The following is a 14,474-nucleotide window of genomic DNA, read 5'->3' as shown; positions in this document are numbered from 1 at the left end:
AAACGGCACGCAAAATTCAATAATCCAGGGGAAAAAGTGTGACAAAGGCTACGTCACGGTGCGCCGACGTGTATAATAAGCCCGTATGTAGGACTTCTTCGTTAACACATACAAAAGACTCTCATGGCTCAAGGCACGCTTTATATTGTTTCTGCCCCTAGTGGCGCGGGTAAATCCAGCCTTATTCAGGCACTGTTAAAAACCCAACCGTTGTACGACACACAGGTTTCTGTTTCTCACACCACGCGCCAGCCGCGTCCGGGTGAAGTGCACGGTGAACACTATTTCTTTGTGGATCACGACGAATTCAGAGCGATGATCGGCAGAGACGCGTTTCTTGAACACGCTGAAGTATTCGGGAATTACTACGGTACCTCGCGTGAAACCATTGAGCAGGTTCTGGCCACGGGCGTGAATGTGTTCCTGGATATCGACTGGCAGGGCGCACAGCAAATTCGCAAGAAAATGCCTGACTCGCGCAGTATCTTTATTTTACCGCCATCGAAAGATGAGTTGGATCGCCGCCTACGTGGCCGCGGTCAGGACAGCGAAGAAGTGATCGCAAAGCGTATGGAACAGGCTGTTGCAGAAATGAGCCATTACGCGGAATATGATTACCTTATTGTGAATGATGATTTTGATGCCGCATTGAGCGATCTCAAAACCATTCTTCGTGCAGAACGTCTGCGTATGAGCCGCCAGAAGCAGCGACATGACGCATTAATCACCAAACTGTTGGCAGACTGAACCCACTTTCAGTATCATGCCCAGTCATTTCTTCACCTGTGGAGCATTTTAAGTATGGCACGCGTAACTGTTCAGGACGCTGTAGAGAAAATTGGTAACCGTTTTGACCTGGTGCTGGTCGCCGCGCGTCGCGCTCGTCAGATGCAGGTAGGCGGTAAAGATCCGCTGGTACCGGAAGAAAACGATAAAACCACCGTTATTGCACTTCGCGAAATCGAAGAAGGTCTGATCAACAACCAGATCCTCGACGTGCGTGAGCGCCAGGAGCAGCAAGAGCAGGAAGCCGCAGAACTGCAGGCCGTAACCGCTATTGCTGAAGGTCGTCGTTAATTAAACCTGCGGGTCGCCCTTGTATCTGTTTGAAAGCCTGAATCAACTGATTCAAACCTACCTGCCTGAAGACCAGATTAAGCGTCTTCAGCAGGCGTATCTCGTTGCACGTGACGCTCACGAGGGCCAGACACGTTCAAGCGGTGAACCCTATATCACGCACCCGGTAGCGGTGGCCTGTATTCTGGCCGAGATGAAACTCGACTACGAAACGCTTATGGCCGCTCTGCTGCACGACGTGATCGAAGATACCCCTGCCACCTATCAGGACATGGAACAGCTGTTTGGCAAAAGCGTTGCCGAACTGGTGGAAGGGGTCTCTAAGCTTGATAAGCTGAATTTCCGCGACAAGAAAGAGGCGCAAGCCGAAAACTTCCGCAAGATGATTATGGCGATGGTGCAGGATATCCGCGTCATTCTCATCAAACTCGCTGACCGTACCCACAACATGCGCACGCTGGGCTCACTTCGCCCGGATAAACGTCGCCGCATTGCCCGTGAAACCCTCGAAATCTACAGCCCGCTGGCGCACCGTTTAGGTATTCATCACATTAAAACCGAGCTGGAAGAGCTGGGTTTTGAAGCGTTGTACCCGAACCGCTATCGCGTGATTAAAGAGGTGGTGAAAGCCGCACGCGGTAACCGTAAAGAGATGATTCAAAAAATCCTCTCTGAAATCGAAGGGCGCTTACAGGAAGCGGGGATCCCGTGCCGCGTCAGCGGTCGCGAGAAACATTTGTACTCCATCTACTGCAAAATGGTGCTCAAAGAGCAGCGTTTTCACTCGATCATGGACATCTACGCCTTCCGCGTCATTGTCCACGACTCGGACACCTGCTATCGCGTGCTGGGGCAGATGCACAGCCTCTACAAACCGCGTCCAGGGCGTATGAAAGATTACATCGCCATTCCAAAAGCGAACGGCTATCAATCTTTGCACACCTCGATGATCGGTCCGCACGGCGTGCCTGTTGAGGTGCAGATCCGCACCGAAGACATGGACCAGATGGCAGAGATGGGTGTTGCCGCACACTGGGCGTATAAAGAGCACGGTGGCGAAAGCAGCACGACCGCACAAATCCGCGCCCAGCGCTGGATGCAGAGCCTGCTGGAGCTTCAGCAGAGTGCGGGAAGCTCGTTTGAATTTATCGAGAGCGTTAAATCCGATCTCTTCCCGGATGAGATTTACGTTTTCACCCCAGAAGGTCGCATTGTCGAACTGCCTGCGGGCGCAACGCCGGTCGACTTCGCTTACGCCGTGCATACCGATATCGGGCATGCCTGCGTCGGCGCACGCGTCGACAGACAGCCTTATCCGCTGTCTCAGCCGCTCTCCAGCGGCCAGACGGTAGAAATTATTACCGCGCCGGGCGCACGTCCTAACGCGGCCTGGCTGAACTTTGTCGTGAGCTCCAAAGCGCGCGCCAAAATTCGCCAGCTGCTGAAAAACCTCAAGCGCGATGATTCCGTCAGCCTGGGGCGTCGTCTGCTCAACCACGCGTTGGGCGGCAGCCGTAAGCTGGCTGAAATTCCGCAGGAGAACATCCAGCGTGAGCTGGAGCGCATGAAGCTCGCGTCGCTTGATGACCTGCTGGCAGAGATTGGCCTCGGCAACGCCATGAGCGTGGTGGTGGCGAAGAACCTGCAGCAAGGCGACACGACAGCGGTGCCTGCAACGACGCAAAGCCACGGACACCTGCCGATTAAAGGCGCGGACGGGGTGCTGATCACCTTCGCAAAATGCTGTCGTCCAATTCCTGGCGACCCGATTATTGCGCACGTCAGCCCGGGCAAAGGGCTGGTTATCCACCACGAGTCCTGTCGTAACATTCGCGGCTACCAGAAAGAAGCCGAGAAATTTATGGCGGTCGAGTGGGATAAAGAGACCGCGCAGGAATTTATCACCGAAATTAAGGTGGATATGTTCAACCACCAGGGTGCCCTGGCGAACCTGACGGCAGCGATCAACACGGCCTCTTCCAATATTCAGAGCCTGAATACGGAAGAAAAAGATGGCCGCGTGTACAGCGCCTTTATTCGTCTGACCGCCCGCGACCGCGTGCATCTGGCGAATATTATGCGCAAGATCCGCGTCATGCCGGACGTGATTAAAGTCACCCGAAACCGAAACTAGGTTTATGAATTCACAACGTTATGCACGTATCTGCGAAATGCTCGCCAGGCGTCAGCCTGACCTGACGGTCTGCATGGAGCAGGTGCATAAACCTCATAACGTCTCTGCTATCGTCCGTACCGCAGATGCCGTCGGTGTGCATGAAGTGCACGCCGTCTGGCCGGAAGGCCGTATGCGTAATACGGTCTCGGCGGCGGCAGGCAGCAACAGCTGGGTGTCTGTCAAAAATCATCACACCATTGGCGAAGCCGTATCGCACCTGAAAGGGCGCGGGATGCAGATCCTGGCCACTAACCTGTCCGCTAAAGCCGTAGATTTCCGCGAGATCGACTACACCCGCCCGACCTGCATTTTGATGGGTCAGGAGAAAACCGGGATCACCCAGGAAGCGCTGGATCTGGCGGATCGGGACATCATCATTCCGATGATCGGCATGGTCCAGTCTCTCAACGTCTCCGTGGCGTCCGCGCTCATTCTGTATGAAGCGCAGCGCCAGCGTCAGAACGCCGGGATGTACGAGCGCAGCAACAGCATGCTGCCGGAAGAGGAACAGCAGCGCCTGCTGTTTGAAGGCGGTTATCCGGTGCTGGCTCGCGTTGCGAAGCAGAAAAAATTGCCTTACCCCCACGTCAACGCGCAGGGCGAAATTGAAGCCGATGCCGAGTGGTGGGCCACCATGCAGTACGCCGGGTAAGCGATGAAAGGCCGCCTGCTGGATGCCATCCCGCTTAACAGCCTGACGGGCGTGGGCGCGGCGCAAAGCAATAAGCTGGCAAAAATTGGCCTGCACACCGTGCAGGATCTCCTGCTTCACCTCCCCCTGCGTTACGAAGACCGCACCCAGCTCTACAAGATTGGCGATCTCCTTCCCGCCATTTACGCCACCGTTGAAGGCGAAGTCCTGAACTGCAACATCACCTTCGGCGGACGCCGGATGATGACCTGCCAGATCAGCGACGGCACCGGCATTCTCACCATGCGTTTTTTCAACTTCAGCGCGGCGATGAAAAACAGCCTGGCGACGGGCCGCAGGGTGCTGGCCTATGGCGAAGCCAAACGCGGGAAATACGGCGCAGAGATGATCCACCCGGAGTACCGCGTGCAGGGCGATCTCAGCACGCCGGAAATGCAGGAGACGCTCACCCCGGTTTACCCGACAACCGAAGGCATCAAGCAGGCGACGCTGCGTAAGCTCACCGATCAGGCGCTGGAGCTGCTGGATACCTGCGCCATTACCGAGCTGCTGCCGCCCGAGCTGGCGCAGGGCATGATGAGCCTGCCCGAGGCGCTGCGCACCCTGCACCGCCCGCCGCCAACGCTGCAGCTCAGCGATTTAGAAAGCGGCAAACACCCCGCCCAACAGCGTCTTATCCTTGAGGAATTACTGGCACATAACCTGAGCATGCTGGCGCTTCGCGCGGGCGCGCAGCGTTTCCACGCCCAGCCCTTAAGCCCGCATGATGAGCTCAAAGATAAGCTGCTGGCCTCGCTGCCGTTTAAACCCACCGGCGCGCAGGCGCGCGTCACCGCCGAAATCGAACGCGATATGGCGCTCGACGTACCGATGATGCGCCTGGTGCAGGGCGACGTAGGTTCCGGTAAAACGCTGGTTGCCGCGCTGGCGGCCCTGCGCGCGATTGCCCACGGTAAACAGGTGGCGCTGATGGCGCCGACCGAGCTGCTGGCAGAACAGCACGCCAACAATTTCCGCGCCTGGTTTACGCCGCTGGGGATTGAAGTGGGCTGGCTTGCCGGGAAGCAAAAAGGCAAAGCGCGCCTTGCGCAACAGGAGGCTATTGCCAGCGGGCAGGTGCAGATGATTGTCGGCACGCACGCCATCTTCCAGGAGCAGGTGCAGTTTAACGGTCTTGCGCTGGTGATTATCGACGAGCAGCACCGCTTCGGCGTGCATCAGCGTCTGGCACTGTGGGAGAAAGGCCTGCAGCAGGGCTTCCACCCGCATCAGCTGATCATGACCGCTACGCCGATTCCGCGCACCCTGGCGATGACCGCCTACGCCGATCTGGATACCTCCACCATCGACGAACTGCCGCCGGGCCGTACGCCGGTCACAACGGTCGCCATTCCTGACACGCGCCGCAGCGATATCATCGACCGCGTGCGCAACGCCTGCACCCATGAAGGGCGTCAGGCCTACTGGGTCTGTACACTGATTGAAGAGTCTGAACTGCTGGAAGCGCAGGCTGCCGAAGCCACGTGGGAAGAGCTTAAGCTGGCGCTGCTGGAGCTGAACGTGGGTCTGGTTCACGGACGCATGAAGCCCGCCGAAAAACAGGCGGTGATGCAGTCGTTCAAACAGGGTGATTTGCATCTGCTGATCGCCACCACGGTGATCGAAGTCGGCGTGGACGTCCCGAATTCCAGCCTGATGATCATCGAAAACCCGGAACGTCTCGGCCTTGCCCAGCTCCACCAGCTGCGCGGGCGCGTTGGCCGTGGCGCGGTAGCGTCCCACTGCGTACTGCTCTATAAAGCCCCGCTCTCGAAAACCGCCCAGATGCGGTTGCAGGTGCTGCGCGACAGCAACGACGGTTTTGTGATTGCGCAAAAAGACCTGGAGATCCGCGGCCCGGGCGAACTGCTCGGCACGCGTCAGACGGGGAACGCGGAATTCAAAGTGGCGGATTTGCTGCGCGATCAGGCGATGATCCCCGAAGTTCAGCGCCTTGCACGACATATTCATGAACGCTACCCCGAACAGGCGGCAGCGTTAATTGAGCGCTGGATGCCGGAAACCGAGCGCTATTCCAACGCCTGATTTCAGGCAAACATCGGCAGCATCAGGTACAGCTTAATCACCAGCGCGTTGACGATATCAATAAAGAACGCCCCGACCATCGGGACCACCAGAAACGCCATGTGCGATGGCCCGAACCGTTCGGTGATCGCCTGCATGTTGGCGATAGCCGTTGGGGTAGCCCCCAGGCCAAACCCGCAGTGACCCGCAGCCAGCACCGCCGCATCGTAGTTTTTGCCCATCATACGCCACGTGACAAATATGGCGTATAGAGCCATAAACAGCGCCTGCACCGCCAGAATGGCCACCATCGGCAGCGCCAGAGAGGCTAGTTCCCACAGCTTGAGGCTCATCAGCGCCATCGCCAGGAACAGCGACAGGCAGACGTTGCCGAGCACCGATACCGCCCGTTCAAATACGCGGTAGAAGCCCATCAGCGCCAGACCGTTGCTCAGGATCACCCCGATAAACAGCACGCAGACAAACGTCGGCAGTTCAAACGCTGAGCCCGCCAGCCATTGCGCAACCACTTTGCCCACGGTCAGGCAGATGGCGATCGTCGCGATGGTTTCAATCAGCACCAGCGAGGTAATGCTGCGCCCGACGTCCGGCTTTTCGAACGCGGTCGGCACCAGCTCATCGTCAGGCCTGCCGTTCGGCGTGGTGGAGTGTTTAACCAGATACCGCGCCACCGGGCCGCCAATCAGGCCACCCAGCACCAGACCAAAGGTCGCACAGGCCATCGCCACTTCCGTCGCGTTTTCAAACCCGTAGCGTTCGATGAACAGCTTGCTCCATGCGGCCCCGGTTCCGTGACCGCCCGAAAGGGTAATCGACCCCGCCAGCAGCCCCATCAGCGGATCCAGCCCCAGCAGCGTCGCCATCCCGATGCCGATAGCGTTTTGCATTAGCAGCAGCCCCACCACCACAATCAGGAATACGCCGAGCACTTTACCGCCCGCCCGCAGGCTCGCCAGGTTAGCGTTCAGGCCGATGGTGGCAAAGAAGGCCAGCATCAGCGGGTCCTTCAGGGACATATCAAAATCGATTTCCCAGCCCATGCTTTTTTTCAGTATCAGCAGGGCCAGCGCCACCAGCAGGCCACCGGCGACAGGTTCAGGAATGGTGTATTTCTTCAGAAGGGAAACGCTATGTACCAGCTTACGGCCAAGCAGTAAGACCAGCGTTGCGGCAACAAGTGTCGACAACGTATCGAGATGAATCATAGAAGGCTCCTGTTTTGCGCGTGTTCCATACACTCGCGGCGTTATCCTGGGCCGGTTTGCGCTCTTCATGAGCTCCCGGCGCGAAAAAGTGTAATTTTTTTTCCCGATGCGTTGTAGAAAACCTGCTCACAGCGGCAGATTTTCTTCCCTTTTTTTGCTGGCAATCGTTTGCTTTTACCAGGTGGTCAGATAAAATGCCCGCTTTTCCACCGTGGGATTGCCGCCGATGTCCGTTAACACCATAGAGTCGCCCGATGCGCAACCGATTGCGCAGAAGCAAAATAGCGAACTGATTTACCGCCTTGAAGACCGCCCGCCGCTGCCGCAAACGCTTTTCGCCGCCTGCCAGCATCTTCTGGCGATGTTTGTTGCGGTGATCACCCCGGCGCTGCTGATTTGCCAGGCGCTCGGTTTACCGGCGCAGGACACGCAGCACATTATCAGCATGTCTCTCTTCGCCTCCGGCGTGGCCTCGATTATTCAAATTAAAGCGTGGGGTCCGGTAGGGTCGGGATTATTGTCGATTCAGGGCACCAGCTTTAACTTCGTGGCACCGCTGATCATGGGCGGTACGGCGCTGAAAACCGGCGGTGCGGATGTTCCGACCATGATGGCGGCGCTGTTCGGCACGCTGATGCTGGCCAGCTGTACGGAGATGGTGATCTCCCGCGTTCTGCATCTGGCTCGCCGCGTCATCACCCCGCTGGTTTCCGGCGTCGTCGTAATGATTATCGGCCTGTCGCTGATCCAGGTGGGCCTGACCTCCATCGGCGGTGGCTATGCCGCAATGAGCGATCACACCTTCGGCGCGCCGAAAAACCTGCTGCTGGCGGGTGTCGTGCTGGCGATCATTATTCTGCTTAACCGTCAGCGTAACCCTTACCTGCGCGTCGCCTCGCTGGTGATCGCCATGGCGGCGGGTTACCTGCTGGCGTGGGCACTGGGCATGCTGCCTGAGAACACCGCGCCGACCAACAGCGCGCTGATCACCGTCCCCACGCCGCTGTACTACGGGCTGGGCATTGACTGGGGCCTGCTCCTGCCGCTGATGCTGGTCTTTATGATCACCTCTCTGGAGACCATCGGTGACATCACCGCCACCTCCGACGTCTCCGAGCAGCCGGTGTCCGGCCCGCTGTATATGAAGCGCCTGAAAGGCGGCGTGCTGGCGAACGGTCTGAACTCGTTTGTCTCTGCGGTATTCAACACCTTCCCGAACTCCTGCTTCGGCCAGAACAACGGCGTGATCCAGCTGACCGGCGTGGCCAGCCGCTACGTCGGTTTTGTGGTGGCGCTGATGCTGATCGTCCTCGGCCTGTTCCCGGCGGTAAGCGGCTTTGTGCAGCACATCCCTGAGCCGGTGCTGGGCGGCGCAACGCTGGTGATGTTCGGGACTATCGCGGCCTCCGGCGTGCGTATCGTTTCCCGCGAGCCGCTGAACCGCCGCGCGATCATGATTATCGCGCTGTCGCTGGCCGTCGGTCTGGGTGTTTCCCAGCAGCCGCTGATCCTGCAGTTTGCGCCTGACTGGGTGAAAAACCTGCTCTCTTCCGGCATTGCCGCGGGCGGTATCACCGCTATCGTTCTGAACCTCGTTTTCCCGCCTGAGAAAAATTGATTTCTCTCACGGCAGGCAGTCAATGCCTGCCGTGACATCTAATTACACCATTCCCGCCTTGAGGATTGCGCATAAATCGTGCATAACTCCCTTATGTGCGTTTTGCGGGATGGAAGACCATGAAATTTATTGGAAAGCTCCTCATCTATCTTCTGGTAGCCCTGCTCATTGTGATGCTGGCGCTCTATATTCTGCTCCAGACCCGCTGGGGCGCGTCTCAGGTCAGCAGCTGGGTGACGGTGAATACCGACTACGAACTCAGTTTCGACAAGATGAATCACCGCTTTTCGTCGCCTTCCCACATCATTCTGGAAAACGTCACCTTCGGTCGGGACGGTAAACCCGCCACGCTGGTAGCCAAAAAAGTCGATATTGGCCTGAGCAGCCGCCAGATAACCGATCCGCTGCATATGGACACCATCACCCTGTTCGACGGCACGCTGAATCTCTCGCCCCAGACGGCACCGCTGCCTTTCCAGGCGGATCGCCTGCAGCTGAACAACATGGCGTTTAACAGCCCGAATACCGAATGGGACCTGAGCGCGCAGAAGGTCACGGGCGGCGTCAGCCCGTGGCAGCCGGAAGCGGGCAACGTGCTGGGGAACAACGCACAGATTCAGATGAGCGCAGGCTCGCTGACCCTGAACGGCGTACCGGCCACCAACGTGCTGATCGAGGGCCAGCTTAACGGCAAGGAGGTGGTGCTGAAAACAATTGGCGCCGACATGGCCCGTGGCTCACTCACCGGCTCCGCCCTGCGCAACGCCGACGGGAGCTGGATTATCGACACGATGCGCCTGAACGAGATCCGCCTGCAGAGCGATAAAACGCTGATGGCGTTCTTCGCGCCGCTGGCCACCATCCCCACTCTGCAGATTGGTCGTCTGGACGTGACCGACGCCCGGCTTCAGGGCCCGGACTGGGCGGTGACCGATCTCGACTTAAGCCTGCGCAACCTGACTCTCAGCAAAGGCGACTGGCAGAGCCAGGAAGGACGCCTGTCCATGAACGCCAGCGAGTTCATCTACGGTTCGCTGCATCTTTTCGACCCGATCCTGAATGCGGAGTTTTCCCCACAGGGCATGGCGCTGCGTCAGTTCACCTCCCGGTGGGAAGGCGGCATGGTACGCACCTCCGGCAGCTGGCTGCGCGACGGTAAAGCGCTGGTGCTGGACGATGTCGCCATCGCCGGGCTGGAGTACACCCTGCCTGAAAACTGGAAAACGCTGTGGATGGATCCCCTCCCGGAATGGCTGAACAGCGTCACGCTGCAAAAATTCGGCCTGAGCCGCAACCTGGTGATCGACATCGATCCTGCCTTCCCGTGGCAGATCACCTCTCTGGACGGCTATGGCGCAAACCTGCAGTTGGTGAAAGATCGCCAGTGGGGTATCTGGGGCGGCAGCGCAACCCTGAACGGCGCGGCGGCGACCTTTAACCGCGTGGACGTGCGCCGTCCGTCGCTGGCGCTGAATGCCAACGCTGCCACGGTGAACATTACCGACCTGAGCGCCTTTACCGAGAAAGGTATTCTGGAAGCCACGGCAACGGTTTCACAGCTCCCGCAGCGGCAGACCACGGTGAGCCTGAACGGGCGCGGCGTGCCGCTCAACGTGCTGCAGCAGTGGGGCTGGCCTGCGCTGCCGATTACGGGCGACGGCAATATTCAGCTCACCGCCAGCGGCAGCGTGCAGGCCAGCGCACCGTTGAAGCCAACGGTGAACGGCAAGCTGAACGCGGTGAATATGGATAAACAGCAGGTGCAGCAGACGATGACGGGCGGTGTGGTTTCGACACCACCCTCACCCCAGCCCTCTCCCTAAAAGGGAGAGGGAGCAAACCATCCCTCTCCCTGTGGGAGAGGGTCAGGGTGAGGGCATCAGACCGCACATATCGTAGGCCCGGTAAGCGAAGCGCCTCCGGGCATTTTTCCAGCTCAGAAGTGAACCACCACCTCATCCCCCTCTGCTTTCACCACCACACCCCACTCGCTGCCCGCGTGTGAACCACCTTTCACGCCGCTCACCTTCTGCACGTTGCGCAAGCACACCGACCAGTTTTGCGCGTCTCCCGCGCCGGTAAAGGTCACGATGTCGCCCCGACGTGACGCCTTCAGCGTAAACGCCACGGAGCCGTCCGCCGCAGGCACTTCGCTCACCGCCGTTGCGCCGTCGTCCAGGTTAAACAGCTGGAAGGCCGTCCCCTCGTTCCACGCGTAGTCCGGCTTCTGGTTGTTGCTGCCCAGCGCCAGCAGGGTGTTATCGCGCACGTAGACCGGCAGGCTCATAAAATCGTGCTGCTGCTTATGCCAGCGGCTGCCCTGAATTTCGTCGTTGTGCCACAGGTGCGTCCAGCGTCCTTCCGGCAGATAAAACTGCACGTCGCCCGCCTCGGAGAACACCGGCGCGACCATCACCGAATCCCCCAGCATGTACTGGCGGTCGAGGTAATCGCACGCCGGATCGTCCGGGAACTCCAGCATCATCGCGCGCAGCATCGGCGTGCCGAACTCGCGCGCCAGCGCCGCCTGACGATACAGATACGGCATCAGCTGACACTTCAGCTGGGTGAAGTGGCGCACCACGTCGCAGGACTCGTCATCGTACGCCCACGGCACGCGGTAGGATTTGCTGCCGTGCAGTCGGCTATGGCTGGAGAACAGCCCGAACGCGCACCAGCGTTTGTAGACGTGCGCCGGAGCGGTGTTTTCGAACCCGCCGATATCGTGGCTCCAGAACCCGAAGCCGGACAGGCCAATCGACAGGCCGCCGCGCAGGCTTTCGGCCATGGATTCATAGTTGGCGTAGCAGTCGCCGCCCCAGTGCACCGGGAACTGCTGCGCACCCACGGACGCCGAACGGGCAAACAGCACCGCCTCTTCTTCCCCCACCGTCTCTTTCAGCACGTTCCACACCAACTCGTTATAGATGTAGGCGTAGTGGTTGTGCATCTTCTGCGGATCGGACCCGTCAAACCACTGCACGTCCGTCGGGATGCGCTCGCCGAAGTCGGTCTTAAAGCAGTCGACGCCGATCTCCACCAGGCCTTTCAGCCTGTCGGCATACCACCGGCACGCGTCCGGGTTGGTGAAGTCATAGATCGCCAGCCCGGGCTGCCATTTGTCCCACTGCCACAGGGAGCCGTCCGGGCGCTTGAGCAGGTAACCCTTCTCTTTCAGCTCCCGGAAGATCGGGGATTTCTGGCCGATGTACGGGTTGATCCACACGCAGACCTTCAGCCCTTTCTCCTTCAGGCGGCGGATCATGCCTTCCGGATCCGGGAAGGTCACCGGGTCCCACTCGAAGTCGCACCACTGGAAGGCCTTCATCCAGAAGCAGTCGAAGTGGAAGACGTGCAGTGATAGGTCGCGCTCGGCCATGCCGTCGATAAAGCTATTTACCGTCGCTTCGTCGTAGTTGGTGGTGAACGAGGTGGTCAGCCATAGGCCGAACGACCAGGCAGGCGGCAGCGCCGGACGCCCGGTAAACCGCGTATAGCGGTTCAGCACCTCTTTCGGCGTCGGGCCGTCGATCACGAAGTACTCGAGATATTCCCCTTCCACGCTGAACTGCACTTTGGAGACCTTCTCGGAGCCGACTTCAAACGAGACGTTTTCCGGATGATTCACCAGCACGCCGTAGCCGCGGTTGGTCAGGTAGAACGGGATGTTTTTGTAGGACTGCTCGGTGCTGGTACCGCCGTCGCGGTTCCAGGTTTCAACCGTCTGGCCGTTGCGCACCAGCGCGGTAAAGCGCTCGCCCAGACCGTAGACCGTTTCCCCCACGCCCAGATCCAGACGTTCGAACACGTAATTGCGGTCGGCGTTGATGTCCTGCACGTAGCCGTTGTTTTTCAGCTGGCTGCCGGTAATGCGCTGGCCGTTACGCAGGAAATCCAGCGCCCAAAACTCGCCTTTGGTGACGCGCACGCTGACGCTGCCGCTTTTCAGCTCGGCAAAATCGGCATTGTTTTCAATCTCTACCTTCACGTCTTTCAGAACGTTCAGCGGATAGTGCGGGCCGTTATTCAGCGCGCCCTGGAAGTGCTCGATGCGCACCCCGACAATCCCTTCCTGTGGGGCAAACAGGCGCACCGTGAACATCAACGTGTCGAGCTGCCAGGTGCGTTCGCGCACGTCGCGCGGCGCAACAAACACCACCAGGTCATTACCCTGCTGCTCCACGTCGAACACCTGCACCGGATACGTCACGTTCAGGCCCGGTTGAATAAGCCAGTTTCCATCACTGATTTTCATACTCTCGTCCTCTTAGTTCTGTAATTCTTTGCTGACCGGCAGGTTTTCAAACTCCTGCTGATTGCGGCGCGCGCCCTGCGCCAGCTCGCCCATGATTTTGGTCAGGAAAGGGGTTTTCAGCGTGTAGTAGCGTTTAGCGATGATGGCGCTCAGCACGTAGCAGACCGCCGGGGCCAGGGTAAACAGGCCGATAATGATGCTGATGGTCGCGCTGTTCTGGGTTTTGGCTGCCGCGTCGTAGCCGCCGCCTGCCAGCATCCAGCCGATCATCGCCCCGCCCAGCGCCAGGCCAAGCTTCAGCACGAACAGCGTGCCCGCAAAGCTAATGCCGGTCAGGCGCTTGCCGTTGGTCCATTCGCCGTAGTCGACGGTATCGGACATCATCACCCACTGAATCGGCGTCACCAGCTGGTGCAGCACGCCGATGACGAAGATAAAGGCGAACATCAGCACGGTGGCATGCATCGGGACGAAGAACATCGCCACGCTGACCACCGCCAGCGCGGCGTTGGTCCACCAGAAGATGCTGACCTTGCACTTCCAGTCGGTGAGCGGTTTCGCCAGCGCGGAGCCGATCAGGTTGCCGACGCAGTAGGTGGTGAGGAACGCGACGAACACCTCCGGCGAGCCCATGATCCAGGTGCAGTAGTACATCATCGCGCCGCCGCGCACGCAGACAGCGAGGATGTTGAGGATGGTGAGCACGCCGACGATGCGCCACTGGTCGTTGTGCCAGATGTCGCGCAGGTCTTCCCGCATGGAGGTGGTGCTCGGCGGCACCTGGATGCGCTCTTTGGTGGTAAAGAAGCAGAACGCCAGCATCAGGAACGCGACCACCGACAGCACGGCGATGCCGCCCTGGAAGCCGAACGCCTTATCGTCGCCGCCAATCAGGTTCACCAGCGGCATCATCAGCACCGTGGAGAGCATGCCGCCCGCCGTTGCCAGCACAAAGCGCCAGGACTGAAGGGAGATACGCTGCGTCGGGTCGTTGGTGATCACGCCGCCGAGCGCGCAGTACGGGATGTTCACCACGGTATAGAGCAGGGTCAGCAGGGTGTAGGTAACGGCGGCGTAAACCATTTTGCCGTTGAGGCTGAGGTCCGGCGTGGTGTAGGCCAGCACGCAGACGATGCCGAACGGGATAGCGCCAAACAAAATCCACGGACGAAACTTGCCCCAGCGGCTGCGGGTACGATCGGCAATCAGTCCCATGCACGGGTCGGAGATCGCATCCAGCGCGCGCGCCAGCAGGAACATGGTCCCGACAAACCCGGCGGGAATGCCGAAAATATCGGTGTAGAAGAACATCATGTACAACATGACGTTATCAAAAATGATGTGGCTGGCGGCATCTCCCATGCCGTAGCCAATCTTCTCTTTTACTGACAAAACTTCGCTCATCT

At 59.1% G+C, this 14,474-nt stretch carries 10 protein-coding genes; 7 read left to right on the top strand and 3 right to left on the bottom strand.

The window, feature by feature from the left end; genetic code table 11:
* Window positions 1-123 precede the first annotated feature (123 nt).
* The 5 genes from gmk to recG are packed head-to-tail and all read left to right on the top strand — an operon-like array spanning window position 124 to window position 5,990.
* A complete protein-coding gene (gmk, locus tag KIF87_RS18850; protein ID WP_008502674.1) occupies window positions 124-747 on the top strand; it encodes a guanylate kinase in 624 nt (207 codons plus the stop codon).
* A gap of 54 nt (window positions 748-801) precedes the next feature.
* Window positions 802-1,077 carry a DNA-directed RNA polymerase subunit omega gene (rpoZ, locus tag KIF87_RS18845; RefSeq protein ID WP_000135058.1) on the top strand — a complete coding sequence of 92 codons (276 nt, stop codon included), beginning with the start codon at window positions 802-804 and terminating at the stop codon, window positions 1,075-1,077.
* Between the two features lie 19 nt (window positions 1,078-1,096).
* The gene (gene spoT, locus KIF87_RS18840; RefSeq protein WP_213330097.1) at window positions 1,097-3,211 is read left to right on the top strand and encodes a bifunctional GTP diphosphokinase/guanosine-3',5'-bis pyrophosphate 3'-pyrophosphohydrolase; all 2,115 of its coding nucleotides are present in this window, start codon (window positions 1,097-1,099) and stop codon (window positions 3,209-3,211) included.
* A gap of 4 nt (window positions 3,212-3,215) precedes the next feature.
* On the top strand, window positions 3,216-3,905 hold the full coding sequence (trmH, locus tag KIF87_RS18835; RefSeq protein WP_213330095.1) for a tRNA (guanosine(18)-2'-O)-methyltransferase TrmH: 690 nt from the start codon (window positions 3,216-3,218) through the stop codon (window positions 3,903-3,905).
* A 3-nt stretch (window positions 3,906-3,908) separates the two neighbouring features.
* On the top strand, window positions 3,909-5,990 hold the full coding sequence (gene recG, locus KIF87_RS18830; RefSeq protein WP_213330093.1) for an ATP-dependent DNA helicase RecG: 2,082 nt from the start codon (window positions 3,909-3,911) through the stop codon (window positions 5,988-5,990).
* Window positions 5,991-5,992: 2 nt separating this feature from the next.
* On the opposite strand, the gene gltS is transcribed toward recG, so the two are convergent.
* Window positions 5,993-7,195, bottom strand: a complete 1,203-nt coding sequence (gltS, locus tag KIF87_RS18825) for a sodium/glutamate symporter (RefSeq protein ID WP_063145642.1) — start codon at window positions 7,193-7,195, stop codon at window positions 5,993-5,995.
* A gap of 226 nt (window positions 7,196-7,421) precedes the next feature.
* Here gltS and xanP point away from each other — a divergent pair, with 226 nt between their 5' ends.
* Window positions 7,422-8,813 (top strand): xanthine/proton symporter XanP, encoded by a 1,392-nt coding sequence (gene xanP / locus KIF87_RS18820; RefSeq protein ID WP_014881972.1) that lies wholly within the window; start codon window positions 7,422-7,424, stop codon window positions 8,811-8,813.
* Window positions 8,814-8,932: 119 nt separating this feature from the next.
* Window positions 8,933-10,636: an AsmA family protein gene (locus KIF87_RS18815; RefSeq protein ID WP_213330091.1), complete on the top strand. Its 1,704-nt coding sequence runs from the start codon at window positions 8,933-8,935 to the stop codon at window positions 10,634-10,636.
* A 113-nt stretch (window positions 10,637-10,749) separates the two neighbouring features.
* On the opposite strand, the gene yicI is transcribed toward KIF87_RS18815, so the two are convergent.
* The gene (yicI, locus tag KIF87_RS18810) at window positions 10,750-13,068 is read right to left on the bottom strand and encodes an alpha-xylosidase (protein ID WP_213330089.1); all 2,319 of its coding nucleotides are present in this window, start codon (window positions 13,066-13,068) and stop codon (window positions 10,750-10,752) included.
* A 12-nt stretch (window positions 13,069-13,080) separates the two neighbouring features.
* Window positions 13,081-14,472, bottom strand: coding sequence for a glycoside-pentoside-hexuronide family transporter (locus KIF87_RS18805; protein ID WP_010426452.1), 1,392 nt, complete (start codon window positions 14,470-14,472; stop codon window positions 13,081-13,083).
* Window positions 14,473-14,474: the final 2 nt, after the last annotated feature.

Source organism: Enterobacter sp. 120016 (assembly GCF_018383635.1).
Lineage (GTDB): Bacteria > Pseudomonadota > Gammaproteobacteria > Enterobacterales > Enterobacteriaceae > Enterobacter > Enterobacter asburiae_D.
This window is presented reverse-complemented; position numbering and strand designations above follow the sequence as displayed.